We start from the raw sequence: 20023 nt of genomic DNA, 5'->3' as shown, positions 1-20023 counted from the left end.
CTTAACAAAAAATAGTCATAAAGACACAAACTTCACAAAAAGAGGGACGGACCTTTACAAGGTCCGTCCCTCACCATCACTGCTCGAGTGTTAAGTCGTATCCTGAGTGGATTTCTTTCATATCGATTACTTTGAGGAAATGGTTCAGTTTGTTCATGCAGGGTTTCGACAGGTCAGGGACGACTTCGAAATGGTCGATGACCGCACATTTTTCCTGCTTGGCTTGTGTTATACCTTGGGACTTGCGATACGTCACGTTGTTGTTAAGGGAGTACGTAGATACCATGGCTTCCCCGACTTTACAATCACCTTTTGAGAATTCGAAATGGAACTGGATCGACAGGTCGATGTCCGAGTATAGAGGATTTACTTTCATGTTTATGCTTTTCATCATGAAGCCCCCTTTCTTTTAATGTACTTTTATCCTATCACGCCCGAGGGAAATGTGTATTTTGACTCATAAATGCGTAGGAGCTGAAAAACTTATATATAATGGGTAAAACGTTTTCTTTTCTTTATTTTCATAACTCTAAGCATATTCCTATAAGAATATTATGCTGAAAGAAAAAAGCTTCCTGGAGTGCAGGAAGCTTTAACATATTAATTAATGTTGAGTTGTTGGAAGTTCTACTTGTTGAATCTGTACATTTGCAGCTGCAGTTTCAGTATCGTTGTTTGCAAGTCCTGCAATACCAAAAAGAAGAACCGATGCTGTTAAAATTGTAAGAAAACGTTTTTTCATAGGACTTTCCTCCCTTTCTTGTTCGAAACAATGTTCGGTAAAATAAAAGAAATATTTGTTATAATAATTAAAACACATATTCACATTTTGTACATTCTGAATATGGTACCAAATTACCTAATTTAAAAGCCAATTAATAGGCTTTTCATTTGATTTCTTCAAAAATATAACTCTAGGCATATTTAGGGGTGGATGTTATGGATTTTAAAGCAGTGGGAAACAAAATAAAAGAGTTAAGAAAAACGAGTGGTCTTTCTCAAGAAGATCTTGCAGAGGGGATATGTACACAAGCGCAGATCAGTAAAATTGAAAAAGGAGATGTCTATCCTTATGCTTCTACATTGTATCAAATTTCTCAGAAGTTGGGAGTAGATGTGAACTACTTTTTTGATATCGGGACAACTCCACGGCTTGATTACTTTCAGGAAGTCTTCCAACAGCTCCAGATACTCCGTAGAAGTGGGAGATATGAAGAAATGATGGATATTGTAAGAGCCGAACTGGATAATCCGTTATTTTCACAAAACAACAAAAACTTACAGTTGTTGTTGTGGCATAAAGGAATCTACTTATATGAAGTAAAGAAAGATTTAAGTAAATCAGTTGAGACTCTAAAAGAAGCCATCCATCTCACCCATAAAAAAGGGAAGATACTGCTTGAACGAGAATTGGAAATTTACGTGGCATTGGGGGCCATTTACTTTAAAGAAGACATTCATAAGGCGCTGGAGGTCTTTGAGGAAGTCAAGGATCATCTTCAGCTTCTTCCCCATTTGAATGATTATACAATAAAAACACGGCATTATTATCATATTACGAGGGTGTTAACCCGTCTTAATAGACTGGAAGAATCAAATGAATATTGTGAAGAGGGGATAAAATGGTGTCTGCAGAAAGATAGTGTATTCCTATTAGGTGAATTACATTATCAAATGGGATATAACATGGAGCTGATGAATAAACCGGAAGACGCCGTTAATTTTATGAAGAAAGCCATCATCGTTTTTGACCTTCAACAGGATACGAGGCATATACAATTCATTAAAAACAGAATTAAGGAATTAAGTGCTCTGATTTAAGAAGGGGCGTCGAAGAGTCAGTGGCTCCTGACTTTTCGACGCCCCTTTTTTTACGATATCTCCAAGTGCTTCTTTAATATTTCCTGTATTTCATCAAGTTCCTCGTCTGGAATCAAATAATAATAAATCCCATCGATTTTCGTACCGGTACCATCCTTGATCCGGATCTGCTCGATTTCCTTCGCAGCAGCTTTATAATGCTTCTGAATATCCACCATCTCTTCAAATGTCATATTCGTTTTCACATTATTCCCCAGCGCGTCGAAGATATCATCAAACTTCCAAAGACTGGACACGCTCGCGCCTTCATTAATGACAGCCTGGATGATCTCACGCTGACGAAGCTGACGTCCGAAGTCACCGCGAGGATCTTCGTGGCGCATGCGTGTAAACGCAAGGGCCTCTTTCCCATTCAGCGTAAGTTCGCCCTTATTGAAATTATGTCCATCAACGGAGAAATCAATATCATTTTGAACCGTCACACCACCAACGGCATTCACGATGTCCTCGAAACCTTCCATATTGATCTTCACATAGTAGTCAATCGGAATATCCAATAGATTCTCCACCGTATCCATGGACATCTCCACACCGCCGAAGGCATAGGCGTGGTTGATCTTATCCTCTGTTCCGTGTCCGATGATATCCGTCAGGGTGTCACGTGGGATACTGAGCATCTTTACGGACTTCACTTCAGGATTAACGGTTAGAACAATCATAGAGTCAGAGCGCCCCTTATCATTTTCCCGCTCATCGACCCCGAGGAGGAGTACAGAGAAAGGCTCTTTGTCGTTAAATTCGACTTCCTTCGTACGCTTATCCGAAACATCCCGTTCAATAGGGGAGTGCATGGTGTCCACAGCCTTATTAAGAGAATGATAGACAGTATATGCATAGGCGCCGCCGCCAAGCACCAGCAGGACCACCAGGATCCCAAGGACCTTGACCCAGGTCCGTTTCTTTCGTTTCTTATGTTTTTCGCTTCTCATATGGTTATGACCCTCATTTATTTATAATGTTTAGACTACTTATTAACATATCAAATTAATAGGAGAATGGATAGTGATTTCTCACACTTATTCCTGATGCGAGATAAAGTAATCTTCCAAGTATCCAGCCCATAACGAGTGGCCTTCTTCATTCGGCGTATCCTGTGTATCCACCAGGTAGTCCTTGAGTGATTCGTCACTCGGCCAGGCCTTCCAATGATCAAGGTAGGGTATTTCCTTTTCTTCTGCATATTCCTTCAATTTCCCGACATCCCTTGGATAATAGGTTGCCCCGTAGATTGGGTGAGTCGGTTGAAGAATTAGGACGGTATCTTCGTTTGTTTCCATCAATTTTCGTCTGAAGATGTCGATGCTATCGAGGTTATCCTCTGCATTTACACCGACACTATTATTATTCAAAGCGAATGGCTCATATAAGACCATATCCGGAGCAAGGGAAATGACTTCGTCCACGTCTTCCCCGTTAACAAATTGGAGGGAGTCCGTATCCCATTGGAAGATCGAGACGTCTAATGTACTCCCGAATTCTTCTTCCAACGCATCCTTCAGCTGCACACTCCAACCATTTTCCTCTTTACCTAAAGCGGTGGAACCCACAATGGCCAGCTTAAACGCTTCCCCGCTCTCCACTGCCGCTTTATAGGCAACCTTTGCTTTCTCCGGCCAATTTGAATAAGGGAACGCATGTTGTTCAGCAGGGACAGAATCCGGTTTTGACTCTGCAAGGGACAATTGATTGGATGAAGAAACCGCCGTGCGATCCTGCCAATACATGTTACCAAAGAAAAGAATCACTCCGCAGCCAATTGTTAATAGTACTAGTAAAAAATTCTTCATATGTAAACCTCCATCTTTTTGGGAAAAAGTAAGTAATTATTACCAACTTATGTGACTCCCTTTCCATAGGGGGGTATGTATAGTTTAATATAATAGTAGCTTGAAATGACAAGTTTATTAATAATATTACAAGAAAAGATAAAGTATACAATATACTGTATGATATAATATTACATATTTTCTGAAAATTAGGAGGAGCTTATGGAAGAAACAATCAGTTTACGGGAATTGATGGATACATTAAAAAAGCGAATGAAATTGATTTTATTGATTACTCTTACAGCCATCATCGTCAGTGCAGGGGTAAGTTTTTTTCTTTTGACCCCTATTTACCAATCATCCACCCAGCTCCTGGTCAATCAATCCAAGTCGGAACAGCCAGCTTATAATCCAGGGGAAATCCAGACGAATCTTCAATTGATCAATACATACAACGTCATTATGAAAAGTCCGGCCATTCTGGAAAAGGTCATTTCGGATCTGGATTTAAAGATGAATGCCTCTCAGTTAAACGGGAAATTGACTGTTTCAAGTGAGAATGAGTCACAAGTCATCAATCTGTCTGTACAGGATACGGATCCTTATCAAGCTGCCAAGATTGCGAACAAGACGGCAGAAGTGTTCCAGAAAGAAATCGTGAAAATCATGAACGTAGATAATGTCAGCGTGCTGGCAAAAGCTGAAGTAGGTGAGAATCAGGCGCCGATTAAACCGCAGCCGATCTTAAACATCGCCATCGCCACCGTAGTCGGCTTAATGATTGGAGTGGGACTTGCCTTCTTATTAGAATTCCTTGATAACACCATCAAAACCGAGCAGGAAGTCGAGAAATTACTTGGCGTACCGGTGTTGGGGTCCATCACCAAAATCAGCGACCAAGAAGAGAAAACGACAAGTCGCACTGAAAGAAAATCACGTGTAAGAGGTGAAACCGTTGGCCAAAAATAAGAAGAAGCTACTGATGAACACCAAGCGGAAGCTCGTAACGAAAACGGATCCGAAGTCTCCGATCTCCGAACAGTATAAAACGATCCGTACGAACATTAATTTCTCTTCTGTCGACCGTGAAATACGTTCAATCCTTGTAACCTCAGCGGGACCAGGAGAAGGAAAATCGACAACAGCCGCCAATCTAGCCGTCGTATTTGCCCAACAGGGTAAAAAGGTCCTGCTCGTCGACTCGGATATGAGAAAGCCGACCGCTCATTACACCTTTAACTTGACGAACACATTCGGATTAACGACAGTCCTAACAAAGCAGCATACGTTATCGGAAGTAACGAATCCATCAGATGTAGAAAATCTAAGCATCTTAACATGTGGTCCGGTGCCGCCTAACCCGGCTGAGTTAATGAGCTCAAGGGCCATGGAGCATTTCCTTGTAGAAGCGTATCAGGCATATGACATGCTCATCTTTGATACCCCGCCGATCCTTGCCGTAACAGATGCACAAGTACTCGCGAACCAAGTAGACGGAACGGTCCTCGTCGTCAGCTCAGGTACAACAGAAATTGACAGTGCGGTAAAAGCGAAAGAGATGCTTTCTTCAACAAAAGGAAAGCTGCTTGGCGTCGTATTAAATAATAGGGAACTAAAAGATACAAGCTATTATTACTATTATGGAAAAAAATAGTCGGCATTCGACAATCTTCACCCCTTTACAAATATACCCACTAACGTACAATGAAAGAGTGGGTAAAAATAAGTCGAATTTCCTATAAAAGGAGGAGTCAACATGGTCGATATACACAGTCATATCCTGCCCGGTGTCGATGACGGTGCGAAAAATATCGAAGAAAGCATCGATATGGCGAAACAGGCGGTTTCTGAAGGCATCCATACGATCATCGCGACTCCTCATCATATGAATGGAAAGTATGAGAATGTCGCATCCGATATCCTTCCCCTCGTAAATGAACTGAACGAAACATTTAAACAGGAAAGTATCAATCTTCAAGTGTTACCCGGGCAGGAATGCCGCATCTATGGTGAGATTTTGGAAGACGTCCAAAAGGGAGACATCCTGACCCTTAATCAGTCAACGCAGTACCTGATCATTGAATTTCCTTCAAATTCCGTTCCGAGATATGCCGAGAGACTTCTTTACGATATTCAACTAAAAGGACTGATACCTGTCATCGTTCACCCAGAGCGAAACGCAGAGTTAATTGAACGACCAGAGAAATTGTACAAACTGGTCAAAAACGGGGCCATTACCCAGATCACCGCCTCCAGCCTGACAGGATACTTCGGTAAAAACATTCAAAAATTTTCAGATCAGATGATCCAGGCCAACCTGGCACACTTGGTCGCGTCAGACGCACACAACATACATAATCGCTCCTTCAAGATGGAAGAAGCATTGGACCATATAGAGAAAAAGTACGGAATAGACATGGTCTATTACTTTACAGAGAATGCTGAATTACTGATTGACGGGAAAAATATTTATAAAGAAATACCTGAATTGATCAAGAAGAAGAAGTTCCTAGGAATCTTCTAATCGTTCAGGTAGAACCCTGAGGTACTATTGTCGTTAGTTGAAAGATGTAAATCGATATCACAAGACAATAGTAGAATGTTGGGAATGTCTCCTTACCATTATCGATGGAGGCACTCGGTCACGCCGTGGGTGGAGAAAAGCTTTACCTTAGACGCTCGTCGTCAGTGGTGGGATGTGAGGGAGGGTTAGATGCCCGTAGTTTGATTCGTAGTAATAAGTAATGAAAAAACAATGAAAACGCTTTTATTTTGATGAGGGGGACTGTCCCTTAAACAGGGGCAGACCTCCTTATTAATAACTAGTTTATGCGTTATTAAGAACATTCGATTGAAATAAGGAATCCAATGTAAGAATAGAATGCCAGCTAGCTTTATTTGAAAGATGTGGTTGTTCCGAATGCAGGAAGCCATACCTGCGTTTTCGCTCAGACACTGTTTTACTTAGAAGGTATAAATGCATAAGGGAAGGATGTAAGACGTTATACTCTTCCCTTAGGTATTTAATTTCGTCATAAAGAACCATTGTGAATATAAAAAGGAGGAAATCAAATGAGCTATTCGAAACGAGTATCACTGCTGATGTTATTGGATTCCGTCATTGTGTTAACTGCTATTTATATTGGATATTATACTCTTAATCCGTACTTCAGCATTTATACTCTACCAACCCTCATCGTGAGCTCCATCGCTTTATTGGTCAGTCATCATCTATTTGCTTTCATTTACCGTCTGTACCATAAAGCATGGGAATATGCGAGTGTGGGAGAGATGCTCGCCATCGTGCGTGCCGTTACCTGGTCGATCGCGACTGCGGCAGTCATCCAATTCTTAGTGAATGGAAACGTCTATGTCCGCGTACTCGGCATCACCTGGATGCTTCACGTCATCCTGATCGGGGGATCTCGGTTCTCCTGGAGGATGTACAGAGACTATTACATAAAAACAAAGCAGGAAAAGGCACGTGCCCTCATCATCGGGGCAGGTGCAGCAGGTTCCATGCTGGTCCGCCAGTTCATGAAAAATCATGATGCGGAGATACTTCCTGTAGGTTTCGTCGATGACGATCCGAAGAAACAGAGGCTTCAAATCTACGGCGTCACGGTAGTAGGAAGAACGAAAGATATACCGAAGCTCGTGGAGAAACTGAACGTGGAAACGATTATTATTGCGATTCCGTCCATGAGTAAGTTGGAAATCCAGAAAGTGTATCAGGAATGCAGCAAGACGAACGCTAAGACGCAGATCATGCCGATGCTAGAAGACATCGTTTCTGGTAAGGTTTCCGTTAATCAATTCCGTGATGTACAAGTTGAAGACTTGTTAGGAAGAGACCCAGTGGAGCTTGATACGAAAACCATTTCAGAAAAGCTCACAGGAAAAACGATTCTTGTAACGGGGGCAGGGGGATCAATCGGATCCGAGATCTGCCGTCAGGTGAGTAAGTTCAAACCGAATAAGCTTCTATTATTGGGACACGGAGAAAACTCCATTTATGGAATCGATATGTACCTTCGAAATAAGTATAAAACAGAGTTTGAGATTATTCCGATCATTGCCGACGTACAGGACCGTTCCCGTATCTTCGAAGTGATGGAGACGCACAAACCGGACGTGGTGTATCATGCCGCGGCTCATAAGCATGTGCCACTGATGGAATACAATCCGAAAGAAGCGGTGAAGAACAACGTCATCGGGACCAAAAACGTAGCGGAAGCCGCCGATACATTTGGCGTCAGAACGTTTGTCCTTGTGTCGACGGATAAAGCCGTGAACCCGACAAACGTCATGGGATCGACGAAAAGGATTGCTGAAATGGTGATTCAGAATCTGGATAAGCACAGCCAGACAAACTTCGTGGCCGTCCGTTTCGGTAACGTACTCGGCAGCCGTGGAAGTGTCATCCCACTATTCAAAAATCAGATCCAGGCAGGTGGCCCGGTAACGGTCACTCATCCTGATATGACGAGATACTTCATGACCATACCAGAAGCATCACGACTTGTAATGCAGGCTGGTGCCCTGGCACGAGGTGGAGAGATTTTCGTCCTTGATATGGGTGAACCGGTGAAGATCGTGGATCTTGCGAAGAACTTGATTAACCTATCGGGTTATACAATAGAAGAAATCGGGATTAAATTTGCGGGGATTCGTCCTGGTGAGAAGATGTATGAGGAACTTTTGGGTGAGAATGAAGTTCATAATGAAGCGATTTTTCCTAAGATTTTTATTGGGAAGACGGTTGATTTTGAGTATGAGCGGGTTTCGAATTTGATTGAGAATCATGCGGAGTTTGATCCTCAGTATTTGGCTGATTATGTGTTGGGGTTGGCGAATAAGAGAGAGAAAGTATTAGTACAGAATGTGAATTGAGGGGTGGAAGAAATGCAAAAAGTGAGAAAAGCGATAATACCGGCGGCCGGTTTAGGGACAAGATTCTTACCGGCTACAAAGGCACAGCCGAAGGAAATGCTGCCAATCGTTGATAAACCTACCATTCAATATATTATTGAAGAGGCTGTTGCTTCTGGGATTGAGGATATTATTATTGTGACGGGTCGTGGGAAGAGAGCGATTGAGGATCATTTTGATAAGTCGTATGAGTTGGAGGAGACTCTGGCTAAGAAAGAAAAGTACGACATTTTGGAAGAGGTTCAGGGGATTTCGAAGTTGGCTAATATTCATTATATTCGTCAGAAGGAACCTCTTGGATTGGGGCATGCGATTTCGTGTGCGAGTCGGTTTATTGGGGATGAGCCATTCGCAGTTCTATTAGGAGATGATATTGTTCATTCGCCGGAGAAGCCTTGTTTGAAGCAGTTGATTGATGTGTATGAGCGGTATAATTCTTCTGTGATTGGTGTTCAAGAAGTGCCTCAGCAGGAAGTTTCGAAGTATGGTGTGATTTCGATTAATAATCATGAGATGGATAATGGTGTGTTCCACATTAATGATTTGGTTGAGAAGCCAAAGGTGGAAGATGCACCGTCTAATTATGCGATTATGGGGCGTTATGTGTTGCGGCCGGAGGTTTTCGAGATTTTGGAAAAACAGACGCCTGGGGCTGGGAATGAGATTCAGTTGACGGATGCTATTAAGAGGTTGAATGAGTTGCAGATGGTTGTTGGGTATGAGTTTGATGGTGTGAGGCATGATGTGGGGGATAAGTTTGGGTTTATTCGGGCTACTTTGGAGTTTGCGTTGGATAGAGAGGATTTAAGACCTCAGGTGATGGAGTATTTGGAGAGGTTGGTTGCTGGGGAGAGGGTTGAGGGGTAGGACCTTCTGCCTCTTACTTGGCAGGTTGCTAGTTTAGACTTGGTGAAAAGAGTGTTTTCCCCTTCGTGGCAATGACTTGGGTAATGTACTTCTTTGTTGAGACAGCATTGGTGATAGGATCAATGTTGGGAGTGAAGATGTTGAAGAATATGCGGCTGGTGGATAGCGAGAGAGGTTTTACTCTTGTGGAGTTATTAGCTGTTATTGTGATACTTGGGATTGTATTTTCTATTGCTGTGATTTCTTTGGGTGGTACTAAAGAGAAAGCAGAGGCGGATGTTTGTGCTGCTAATCGGTTGGAGTTGGAAAAGCAGTATGGTGCTCATTTGACTTTGGTGGATGCGGATCATAGTGATGCTGTGTTTAATGACTTTTTAACTGAGAATGGTTCTGAGTTGTGTCCGGTTGGTGGAGTTATTACTTATCTGGACGGAGTTGTAGAGTGTAGTGTTCATGGTGAGGATATTGATGAGGAAGAGGATTCTGGGGATGATGGTGGGGTTCCTTATTTGTGAGGGACCTTTTTGCATGCTTTACTGGATTGAATAGTGGATGGGAACTGACTATCGTGCTTAGATAACGTACTGAAAGACTTGTGGGATAAGGGTTTGAGGGGATTTTAGTGAGATTTATAGATTGATTGAATGGAATATATAATTAGGAAGAAACTCGGTACAGGGTGAAAAATGCAAGAATATCTATTTCGTATTTGGTTGGTTGATTGAATAGATATTACGAGGTGGCTATCAGAGGTAGATAATTTAGTATGTTAGTAGTTGGTTGGAAAGAGAAATTCACAGATTCCAATTAAGTCTTAGCAAACTAAATACAACTCATAAGCTTTAAATATAAAACTTAAATAAAGCGAGGAAAATAAAATGATAGATACTGAATTAAGAAATATCCCATTTTCTCCACCTGATGTAACAGATGCGGAGATTGAAGAAGTTATAAAGGCAATGAAATCTGGGTGGATCACTACTGGACCTAGAACTAAAGAGTTTGAAAAAAGAATTGCAGAATATGTCGGTGTAAATAAAGCTGTCTGCTTAAATTCCGCAACAGCAGCAATGGAACTTACTCTTCGTATTTTAGGGGTAGGACCTGGTGATGAAGTCATTACTTCCGCTTATACCTATACAGCATCCGCCTCAATAATAGATCATGTTGGAGCGAAAATTGTTTTAGTGGACACTGCTCCAGATTCATTTGAAATGGATTATTCTAAATTGGCTGATGCTATTACAGAGAAGACAAAAGTGATTATTCCAGTTGATATTGCTGGGAAAATGTGTGATTACGATACAATATACGAAATAGTAGAAAGTAAGAAAAATTTATTTAAGGCCAACAATGAACTTCAAGAATTATTTAATAGAGTAGTTGTAATGACTGATGCTGCTCATGCATTTGGGGCTAATAGAAATGGAATGAAGTGTGGTCAAGTAGCAGATTTTACTTGCTTCTCTTTCCATGCAGTAAAAAATCTGACAACAGCTGAAGGTGGAGCTGTTGTATGGCGTGGTAACTGGGGTTTGGATGATGAGTGGCTCTATAAACAATTTATGCTATATAGTCTACATGGCCAATCTAAAGATGCACTTGCCAAAACACAAAAAGGTGCGTGGGAGTATGATATTGTTTATCCTGCCTATAAGTGTAATATGACTGATATTATGGCTGGTTTTGGATTAATACAGCTTAATAGATATGACGGTTTACTAGAAAGACGTAGAGAAATAATTCAAATGTATGATAGAGCGCTTTTACCATTAGGTATCCAAGGGTTACAGCATTATGGTGAGGACTTTGCTTCGTCTGGACATCTTTATTTGGTTAGGATTCCTGGGATCAGTGAAGAACAGAGAAATGAAATAATCGTTAAGATGGCTGAAGTGGGTGTTGCTTGTAACGTCCATTATAAGCCATTGCCAATGTTTACTGCTTATAAGAATTTAGGATTTAATATTAAGGATTACCCAAATGCATTTGGTCAGTACGTTAATGAAATTACACTTCCGCTTCATACTTTATTGACTGATGAGGATGTGGAGTACGTTATTGAAAATTTAAAAGGAGCACTAAATGAAGTCTAAGGTGGGGGGAACAGCATGTATAAGTATTTCTTTAAAAGAGTATTTGATTTAATACTAGCTTTAATAGCCCTACCATTTTGGTTCATTATTTTAGTTATTGTAGGGTCAATTATTTACTTTCAAGACAAAGGCTCAATTTTTTATAATGCACCACGACTAGGTAAAAATGGAAAAGTATATAAAATGTATAAATTCCGTTCCATGAAAATGAATGCTCCTGATCTAAGAAATGATGATGGATCAACTTTTAATGCAGAAGACGACCCTAGATTAACTAGGATCGGGAAGTTTATTCGTAAGACAAGTCTTGATGAAACACCACAGCTCTTAAATATTATTAAGGGTGATATGAGTATTATTGGTCCTAGACCTGATTTACCAGAACATCGTGAACTATATGAAGGTAACGAGGAAAGAAAGCTTGAAATTAAGCCTGGTGTTACGGGATATAATCAGGCCTACTTTAGAAACACTGTGCCTTGGAAAGAAAGAATTCAAAATGATATTTACTATATTGATCACCTGTCTTGGTGTCTCGATATTAAGATATTTTTCAAAACAGCTATATCAGTTTTGAAACGAGAAGATGTTTTTGTTACTGAAAAGTCAAATAAAAATAAAGGTGTAGGAATGTAGGGGGATTTCTTATGAAAAACATAGAAGATGTAGCGACCTTTAATGAATTGAAGTGGGATACAGACTTTTTTGGTGTTGCTAGTGCTAAATCTACTCTGCATAAACCTCTTACATTAAATAAATGGCTTGAATTAAAAACTAGGTTTAAAGATTATCAGTTTATTTCAATCATGAATATGAATTCTGAACCCATAAATGCACAGTTAATTGGGAAAGATACCTCAGCTTTTTTGGCAGATATAAATATACAATTTGAGAAAAAACTATTAGGTTTAGATGGAAAACCAAAGAACGTAACAATACACCAAGCACTAGAAAAGAATGATCAAGTCATTGGAATAGCAGATTTCCAGTTCTCGAAATTTACAGAGGACCCTGAATTAGCAAAACGAGGTGGAGATCAGGTCTATCATCAATGGGTTATTAATTCTTTTGGAAAGACTGATAAGTTTTATGCACTATCTAAAGATGAAATGGGCAATATTAATGGTTTTTTATTATTTTCATATGCAGATAGTACATGTGTAATTGAGCTAATTGCTGTGTCCCAGAAAGAAACTAAAGGTGGCATTGGTACTAGCCTATTTAAGGCAGTAGAATATGAAGCACATCAACAAGGTATTAACGAGATTAAGGTTGGTACCCAAGTACGAAACTTGGGCGCAATTAACTTTTACCATAAAGTTGGATGTAAACAGGTAGGCTGCCACCAAGTTTATCATTTGTGGAATTTATAGATTATATTTACTAATTATATAAAGTGTCCGGCAGAAAATGAGGAGAGATATTTTTGAGAGTACTATACATTGCGACTTCTTTTCCAGAGCCAGATAAGGGGGCTACTATTTATACAGATTTAGCAGAGGCATTATATGAAGCTGGTCATGAAATAACAGTAGCTGTATCGGAACAAGCTAGAAATAAACAACATACTGAAATGAAGAAAGAACGAGGTTTTGATGTCCTACGTATTGTAACTGGAAACTACTACGATGTAGGTTTTATAGAAAAAGGTATAACAACTTTAAAAATACCATTACTTATGAGACATGGTATAAAAAAGTTTTTAGGAAAAAGAGAATTTGACTTCATTTTATTTGAATCTCCACCAGTGACCAATGCAGGTTTGGTAGCATGGGCGAAAAAACAATTCAATTGTCCGGCATATCTAATGCTTAAAGATATATTCCCTCAAAATGCTGTAGATTTAGAAATTATAAAGCAAAATGGTTTGTTTCATCAATTTTTTAAATCAAAGGAAAAGAAATTGTTACAAACCGCTGATTACATCGGGTGTATGTCTAATGCTAATTTGCAATACGTAATAAAACATAACTCGTGGATTAATTCTTCAAAGGTTGAAATATTCCCTAATACTAAAAAAATGACAAATAGTATAAAGGTTAGTGAATTACCGATGAGAGAGCAGTTTGGTATTCCTAAAGAGTCGTGTGTTTTTTTGTTTGGTGGAAATATGGGTAGACCACAGTATATTGATTTTTTATGTAAGGTTATTGATGGTTGCAAGAATGAACAAGACATGTTCTTTCTTTTTATTGGTAGAGGAACTGATAGACATAAATTAGAGCAGACAATAAAGGAAAAGGATATTAACAATGCTCTTGTGATTGAAAACCTACCAAGAACTGAGTATGAACAGATAACAAAGGAATGTGATGTTGGACTGATTGTATTAGATCCACGATTCTCTATACCAAATTATCCATCTCGCATCCTGTCGTATTTGGAGTATGCCAAGCCAGTACTTGCAGCTACAGATAAAGTTACTGATTTAAAAGAGCTAATTGAAGAGGCTGACTGTGGTGAGTGGGTTTGGTCAGGAGATGTAAATGCCCTTATTAATAAGGCTAAGGAGATGTCCATGTCAAAACGATTGAATTTGATGGGGACCAATGGTCGTAAGTATTTAGAAGATAACTTTAATGTAAATCGTTCGGTTCAGATTTTAGAGAGTCATTTCAAAAAGTGAGTGAGGTAGAGATCATGTTTAAAGATAAAACATTATTAATTACTGGAGGAACCGGTTCATTCGGTAATGCTGTTATGGAAAGATTCTTAGATAGTGAAATAAAAGAGATTAGAATTTTCTCTCGTGATGAAAAAAAGCAAGATGATATGCGTAAATTATATAAAGATGATAAATTAAAGTTTTATATAGGAGATGTAAGGGATATAGCAAGTGTGAAAAACGCAATGCATGGGGTTGATTATATTTTCCATGCTGCTGCACTCAAGCAAGTACCATCTTGCGAATTCTTCCCTTTAGAAGCAGTAAAAACGAATATTATAGGGACTGACAATGTACTAACAGCTGCTATTGATTATGAAGTTAAAAAGGTAATTTGTCTATCAACCGATAAAGCAGCATACCCTATCAATGCAATGGGAATTTCAAAAGCAATGATGGAAAAGGTTTTTGTTGCAAAATCAAAAACAGTATCACCGGAAAGAACACTTATATGTGGTACGAGATATGGCAATGTAATGGCATCCCGTGGGTCAGTCATTCCATTATTTATTGAACAGATTAAAAATGGAGATCCTTTAACTGTTACAGATCCTAATATGACAAGGTTCTTAATGAGTTTAGAAGAAGCAGTCGAATTAGTTGTTTTTGCATTTGAAAATGCCGAGGCGGGAGATATTATGGTTCAAAAATCTCCGGCTAGTACAATTGGTGACCTTGCTCAAGCAGTAAAGGAGATCTTTAATGCAGACAATGAAATAAAAATTATTGGAACTCGTCATGGCGAAAAACGCTATGAAACACTTCTTACAAAAGAAGAATATGTAAAGGCAGAAGATTTACCTGGTTTTTATAGGGTTCCTGCTGATCAAAGAGATCTTAACTATGATAAATATTTTGCTGAAGGTGATCAAAAACTTACTACTGTAGAGGAATATAATTCTGACAATACAGAAATTCTTACAGTTGAGCAGATCAAAGAAAAACTACTTGAATTAGATTATGTGAAGAATGAGCTAAAAGAATGGAATAAAAAAGTTCATGTAATGAGCTAAGGTGGTGCTAATTATGAAAATTCTTGTAACTGGTGCAAAAGGCTTTGTAGGAAAAAACCTTATCGCGGAGCTAAAAAATAGGGGATATAACGAAATATTTGAGTTTACTAGAGAAAGTGAATATTCACTACTTGAAAAATATACAAAAGAATGTGATTTTGTCTTTCATTTAGCGGGGATAAACAGGCCTCAAGATGAAAATGAATTTATGAAAGGTAATTTTGATTTCACCTCTCAATTGCTAGAACTTTTAAAGAAACATAATAATAAAGCTCCTGTTCTTCTTACTTCTTCTATTCAAGCAGAAAAGGACAATCCTTATGGAAGAAGTAAAAAGGCTGGGGAAGATTTATTATTCAATTATTATTTTGAAACTGATACGAAAGTTTATATATATCGACTATCAAACCTATTTGGTAAATGGAGCAAACCTAACTATAATACTGTAGTAGCTACATTTTGTCATAATATAGCAAGAGGCTTAGATATTCAAATAAACAATCCAGATGTAGAACTAAATCTTTGTTATATAGATGATGTATTAGATGAGTTTATAAGGGCTATTGAGGGAACCCCCACAACACAAAATGATTTCTGTGTTGTGCCAGTGACACATAATATTAAACTCGGAGAATTGGCTAGCCTTATAAAAAGTTTCAAAGAAAGTAGAACAAATTTAGATATTCCTAATATGGAAGATGCATTAACTAAGAAACTTTATAGCACTTATTTAAGCTTTTTACCTGAAGGCCAATTCTCATATGATCTTAAAATGAATTGCGATCATAGAGGCTCTTTTACAGAATTTATGAGAACACCTGAAAGAGGGCAGGTATCTGTAAATGTTTCAAAACCTGGAATTACAAAAGGAAACCATTGGCATCATACTAAAAACGAGAAATTTTTAGTTGTTAGTGGAGAAGGTTTAATTCGCTTTAGAAAGATAGATTCTAAAGAAATTATTGAATATAGAGTTAGTGGGAAAAAGTTACAAGTTGTGGATATTCCCATTGGCTATACGCACTCAATTGTAAACGTAGGAGAGAGTGATCTCGTAACAGTAATGTGGGCAAATGAATGTTTTGACCCAGAAAAGCCGGACACTTATTTCGTGGAGGTATAAATAATGAAGAAATTAAAAGTCATGACGGTTGTTGGAACTAGACCTGAGATTATAAGATTATCAGCTGTAATAAATAAACTAGAGGAATCAAATGCAATTGAACATACACTTGTCCATACAGGGCAAAATTATGATTATGAATTGAACGAAGTGTTCTTTAAAGATTTTAATTTAAGAAAGCCAGATTATTTTTTGAATGCCGCTACAGGAACAGCAGTAGAAACTATCGGTAATATTTTGGTTAAAATAGATCCGATTTTTGAAGAGGTAAAACCAGATGCCTTCTTGGTCCTGGGTGATACAAACAGTTGTTTAACTGCAATTGCAGCTAAAAGAAGGCATATTCCAATTTTTCATATGGAAGCAGGTAATAGATGTTTTGACCAAAGGGTACCAGAAGAGACAAATCGTAAAATAGTTGATCATACAGCTGATATTAACCTAACTTACAGTGATATAGCTAGAGAATATCTTCTTAGAGAAGGTTTTCCTTCTGATCGAATTATTAAAACTGGAAGCCCTATGTTTGAAGTTCTTAACTCTAGAAAAGCTGACATTGAGAATTCAGATGTATTAGAAAGATTAGACTTAAAAGAAGGTAATTATTTTGTAGTATCAGCCCATAGAGAGGAAAATATTAACGCAGAAGTGAATTTCCTTGATTTGGTTGATAGTATAAATGCGATTGCGGAAAAATATAATATGCCTGTAATTGTGAGTACTCATCCAAGGACTAGAAAAATGATTGAGAATAAAGGCGTTGAGTTCAATCCTTTAGTGAAAATTATGAAGCCTTTAGGGTTTAATGATTATGTTAAACTCCAAATTAAGGCGAAAGCAGTTTTAAGTGATAGCGGAACAATTAGTGAGGAATCTTCAATTCTTGGGTTTAGAGCACTTAATATTAGACAAGCACATGAAAGACCAGAGGCAATGGAAGAAGCAGCAGTTATGATGGTTGGCTTAAGGAAAGAGAGGGTCTTACAAGGATTGAAAATATTAGAAACACAAGAAAATGACACGTTAAATCTTGTTAACGATTATAGCATGCCTAATGTATCCGATAAGGTTCTTAGAATAATATTATCATATACTGATTATGTGAATAGAGTTGTCTGGGGGATAACTCAGTGAAAGTATTACAGATAAATTCAGTATGTGGAATAGGAAGTACAGGAAGAATAGCAACTGATATACATGCAATCTTAAATGAACAAGGTCACGAAAGCTATATAGCCTATGGAAGAGGCAATGCGATTAATTGTGATACTGCTATAAGAATAGGAAATAAGTATGATAATTATATTCATGTTGCTAAAACAAGAATTTTTGACAAACACGGTTTTGGCTCTAAAAGAGCAACTAAGAAATTTATTGCTGAGGTAAATGAATTAAATCCCGATTTAATTCATTTGCATAATATTCATGGTTATTATATCAACGTTGAAATCTTATTCGAATATTTAAAGCAAATTGGAAAGCCAATAATATGGACATTACATGACTGTTGGCCTTTTACAGGCCATTGCACATATTTTGAATTTACAGGTTGTGACTGTTGGAGAATAGAGGGAAATCATAGATGTATTCAAAAGAGAAGCTATCCATCAAGTATGCTGTTCAATAGTTCTAGGAGTAATTTTAAAAGAAAGAGAATAGCGTTTACAGGTGTAAAAAATTTAACTATTGTTACCCCATCAAAATGGCTTGCAGAATTAGTTAAAAAATCATTCCTAAAAGAATATCCTGTGAAAGTAATAAACAATGGGATAGATTTGGATATTTTTAAACCAACTAAAAGTAATTTTAGAATTAAATATAACTTGGAAGGTAAGTTCATTATATTAGGTGTTGCAAGCGATTGGGAGACAAGAAAAGGTTATAAATATTTTTTAGAGATGTCAAATACCCTTAGCAATGATGAAAAAATCGTTTTAGTAGGTCTTGATGAGAGTCAGATAAACAATCTACCTAATAACATTATAGGTATAAAACGAACAAATAGTACCAAAGAATTAGCAGAAATTTATTCAACGGCTGATGTTTTTGTAAACCCAACCTTAGAAGACAATTTCCCTACTACAAATATAGAATCATTGGCCTGTGGAACGCCTGTTATAACTTTTGAAACAGGAGGAAGTGGTGAGATTGTTGATACCAATACAGGTTTTATTATTCCAAAAGGAGATACGAGTAGTCTTTGGAATGCAATTTTAAAAATTAAAGATACAGGAAAGAAGAAATTCTCCAAAATGTGTGTTGAGAGATCTCATCAATATTACAATAAAGAAATTAATTTTAATAAATATATTAATTTGTATAATAATGAATCAATATCTTAGTCTCTAAGTTAAAAGCTAATAGACTATATTTCAATTGGTTGAGTTTGAGCCATTAATAGGAGCTTTAGGATATGTATTCCATTCTTTACTTAGTTATTTTAGTTAATATCTTAATAGTTACAAAAACCCTTTATAATTCGATTCTAAAGCCTAACGTACTCTTTAGTTCTATATGGTGTATTGCAGCAAGTATTGCATCAATCGGATTATTTGGAATTTATAAACCTTCAGATTTAGTTCAATTCTATTCAATTACACTCATTTTAATTTTTAATATAAGTTACTTTTCATGGAATAGGTTAAAAATTACAAAGAAGCCATTCTTAATTTCTGGTGGTATAAACTTAAAATTAATAGTAGTTTTTAATCTAATTGCATGGATATATTCTTTAAAATTTTTATTAGAATCCCTCGATATAATTTTAAATAGAGGTGGCTTTAAAGTTTTAAGATTATACGCTTTTAACTCTGAAATGGGATTGGGAACTACCTCTGAATTACTGATACTCCAAATTTTTGTAAACTCTATATTTACTGTAACAGCAATACTTTTTGTAATTACTTTAGTTACCAAAAAGTATAATTATAAATTATCTATTATTGCAATTATTGATATTTGTATGTATACATTATTGTTTGGCGGTAGAGAACTTCCCTTCAATGTAGTTTTGTTTTATTTTGCTGCATTCATTATTTACAAATCATTAAACGGTGGATTTAAAAAAGTAAAGATGAATAAGAAGTTAGTCTTAACTTTAGTCATTGCTCTTTTTGGACTAACAGTTTCTAGGTCTTGGGGAGATATTAGCTTTATAGAAAGTATTGTTCAATATTTTACTAGTGGATTTAATCATTTAAGTGTCATTTTGAATGAAGTTAATGATGAACAATTCTTATGGGGCACCGCTACGTTTGGTTTTATTGTCAATCTATTTTTAATGGTATTTTCAGTAATATTCGGCATTGAATATAATGGATCAGATTATATTATAACCAGTATAACTTCTATTCCTAGGTATATATCTCCTACTTTAATGACTAATGCAAATACAACAATTCTATATCCATTTATTAAAGATTTAGGGTTTTTTGGAGTAGTTATAGGTGCATGTTTCCTTTCCGGATTTACAAGTTTTATTGAAAAAAGCTTTATTAAATTCGGAAGTATGAGGCTATTTGGTTTATATATATTTGTAATCAGTGTCTTACTACGTTCCACATTCACTTATAGGTTATTGTTCCCAGCAGCTGCGGTGACAATATTTTTTATAATTATTTTTACAAAAAAGACGAAAAATACCAGTTTTAACCAAGGGGAGTGAATCCAATAGTTGTCAA

20 protein-coding genes are annotated in these 20023 nt (G+C 37.4%); 16 read left to right on the top strand and 4 right to left on the bottom strand.

Features of this window, described 5'->3' with window-relative positions:
- Nucleotides 1-76: 76 nt before the first annotated feature.
- A complete protein-coding gene (locus tag KYJ26_RS00460; protein WP_219165425.1) occupies nucleotides 77-391 on the bottom strand; it encodes a hypothetical protein in 315 nt (104 codons plus the stop codon).
- A 213-nt stretch (nucleotides 392-604) separates the two neighbouring features.
- Nucleotides 605-742 carry a hypothetical protein gene (locus KYJ26_RS00455; RefSeq protein WP_219165424.1) on the bottom strand — a complete coding sequence of 46 codons (138 nt, stop codon included), beginning with the start codon at nucleotides 740-742 and terminating at the stop codon, nucleotides 605-607.
- A gap of 197 nt (nucleotides 743-939) precedes the next feature.
- On the opposite strand from KYJ26_RS00455, the gene KYJ26_RS00450 reads away from it, so the two are divergent.
- A complete protein-coding gene (locus KYJ26_RS00450; protein WP_219165423.1) occupies nucleotides 940-1821 on the top strand; it encodes a helix-turn-helix domain-containing protein in 882 nt (293 codons plus the stop codon).
- 50 nt (nucleotides 1822-1871) lie between these two features.
- On the opposite strand, the gene tagU is transcribed toward KYJ26_RS00450, so the two are convergent.
- Both tagU and KYJ26_RS00440 read right to left on the bottom strand, forming a co-directional pair.
- On the bottom strand, nucleotides 1872-2810 hold the full coding sequence (tagU, locus tag KYJ26_RS00445) for a polyisoprenyl-teichoic acid--peptidoglycan teichoic acid transferase TagU (RefSeq protein WP_219165422.1): 939 nt from the start codon (nucleotides 2808-2810) through the stop codon (nucleotides 1872-1874).
- Between the two features lie 87 nt (nucleotides 2811-2897).
- Nucleotides 2898-3668, bottom strand: coding sequence for an SGNH/GDSL hydrolase family protein (locus KYJ26_RS00440; protein WP_219165421.1), 771 nt, complete (start codon nucleotides 3666-3668; stop codon nucleotides 2898-2900).
- Nucleotides 3669-3869: 201 nt separating this feature from the next.
- Here KYJ26_RS00440 and KYJ26_RS00435 point away from each other — a divergent pair, with 201 nt between their 5' ends.
- The 15 genes from KYJ26_RS00435 to KYJ26_RS00365 all read left to right on the top strand — a co-directional run bounded on the left by KYJ26_RS00435 (nucleotide 3870) and on the right by KYJ26_RS00365 (nucleotide 20007).
- Nucleotides 3870-4616, top strand: coding sequence for a YveK family protein (locus KYJ26_RS00435; RefSeq protein WP_219165420.1), 747 nt, complete (start codon nucleotides 3870-3872; stop codon nucleotides 4614-4616).
- A 13-nt stretch (nucleotides 4617-4629) separates the two neighbouring features.
- The gene (locus KYJ26_RS00430; protein WP_219165499.1) at nucleotides 4630-5301 is read left to right on the top strand and encodes a CpsD/CapB family tyrosine-protein kinase; all 672 of its coding nucleotides are present in this window, start codon (nucleotides 4630-4632) and stop codon (nucleotides 5299-5301) included.
- A gap of 102 nt (nucleotides 5302-5403) precedes the next feature.
- A complete protein-coding gene (locus KYJ26_RS00425; RefSeq protein ID WP_219165419.1) occupies nucleotides 5404-6171 on the top strand; it encodes a tyrosine-protein phosphatase in 768 nt (255 codons plus the stop codon).
- Nucleotides 6172-6719: 548 nt separating this feature from the next.
- Nucleotides 6720-8540, top strand: coding sequence for a polysaccharide biosynthesis protein (locus KYJ26_RS00420; RefSeq protein ID WP_219165418.1), 1821 nt, complete (start codon nucleotides 6720-6722; stop codon nucleotides 8538-8540).
- A gap of 12 nt (nucleotides 8541-8552) precedes the next feature.
- Nucleotides 8553-9446 (top strand): UTP--glucose-1-phosphate uridylyltransferase GalU, encoded by an 894-nt coding sequence (gene galU, locus KYJ26_RS00415; RefSeq protein ID WP_219165417.1) that lies wholly within the window; start codon nucleotides 8553-8555, stop codon nucleotides 9444-9446.
- Nucleotides 9447-9583: 137 nt separating this feature from the next.
- Nucleotides 9584-9961 carry a prepilin-type N-terminal cleavage/methylation domain-containing protein gene (locus KYJ26_RS00410; protein WP_219165416.1) on the top strand — a complete coding sequence of 126 codons (378 nt, stop codon included), beginning with the start codon at nucleotides 9584-9586 and terminating at the stop codon, nucleotides 9959-9961.
- Between the two features lie 363 nt (nucleotides 9962-10324).
- Nucleotides 10325-11542: a DegT/DnrJ/EryC1/StrS family aminotransferase gene (locus tag KYJ26_RS00405; protein ID WP_219165415.1), complete on the top strand. Its 1218-nt coding sequence runs from the start codon at nucleotides 10325-10327 to the stop codon at nucleotides 11540-11542.
- A gap of 15 nt (nucleotides 11543-11557) precedes the next feature.
- Nucleotides 11558-12178: a sugar transferase gene (locus KYJ26_RS00400; protein WP_219165414.1), complete on the top strand. Its 621-nt coding sequence runs from the start codon at nucleotides 11558-11560 to the stop codon at nucleotides 12176-12178.
- Nucleotides 12179-12189: 11 nt separating this feature from the next.
- The gene (locus KYJ26_RS00395; protein ID WP_219165413.1) at nucleotides 12190-12915 is read left to right on the top strand and encodes a GNAT family N-acetyltransferase; all 726 of its coding nucleotides are present in this window, start codon (nucleotides 12190-12192) and stop codon (nucleotides 12913-12915) included.
- Between the two features lie 53 nt (nucleotides 12916-12968).
- The gene (locus KYJ26_RS00390) at nucleotides 12969-14168 is read left to right on the top strand and encodes a glycosyltransferase family 4 protein (protein WP_219165412.1); all 1200 of its coding nucleotides are present in this window, start codon (nucleotides 12969-12971) and stop codon (nucleotides 14166-14168) included.
- 14 nt (nucleotides 14169-14182) lie between these two features.
- The gene (locus KYJ26_RS00385) at nucleotides 14183-15220 is read left to right on the top strand and encodes a polysaccharide biosynthesis protein (protein ID WP_219165411.1); all 1038 of its coding nucleotides are present in this window, start codon (nucleotides 14183-14185) and stop codon (nucleotides 15218-15220) included.
- A gap of 13 nt (nucleotides 15221-15233) precedes the next feature.
- Nucleotides 15234-16343 (top strand): capsular polysaccharide biosynthesis protein CapF, encoded by a 1110-nt coding sequence (locus KYJ26_RS00380; RefSeq protein ID WP_219165410.1) that lies wholly within the window; start codon nucleotides 15234-15236, stop codon nucleotides 16341-16343.
- Between the two features lie 3 nt (nucleotides 16344-16346).
- Nucleotides 16347-17477 carry a non-hydrolyzing UDP-N-acetylglucosamine 2-epimerase gene (wecB, locus tag KYJ26_RS00375; protein ID WP_219165409.1) on the top strand — a complete coding sequence of 377 codons (1131 nt, stop codon included), beginning with the start codon at nucleotides 16347-16349 and terminating at the stop codon, nucleotides 17475-17477.
- Complete coding sequence (locus tag KYJ26_RS00370; RefSeq protein ID WP_219165408.1) at nucleotides 17474-18685, top strand: glycosyltransferase; 1212 nt, start codon at nucleotides 17474-17476, stop codon at nucleotides 18683-18685. The genes wecB and KYJ26_RS00370 overlap by 4 nt, the downstream gene beginning before the upstream one ends.
- Before the next feature lie 71 nt (nucleotides 18686-18756).
- On the top strand, nucleotides 18757-20007 hold the full coding sequence (locus KYJ26_RS00365) for an O-antigen polymerase (protein WP_219165407.1): 1251 nt from the start codon (nucleotides 18757-18759) through the stop codon (nucleotides 20005-20007).
- Nucleotides 20008-20023: the final 16 nt, after the last annotated feature.

The sequence above is a fragment of the Rossellomorea orangium genome (assembly GCF_019334305.1).
Classification (GTDB): Bacteria; Bacillota; Bacilli; order Bacillales; family Bacillaceae_B; genus Rossellomorea.
This window is presented reverse-complemented; position numbering and strand designations above follow the sequence as displayed.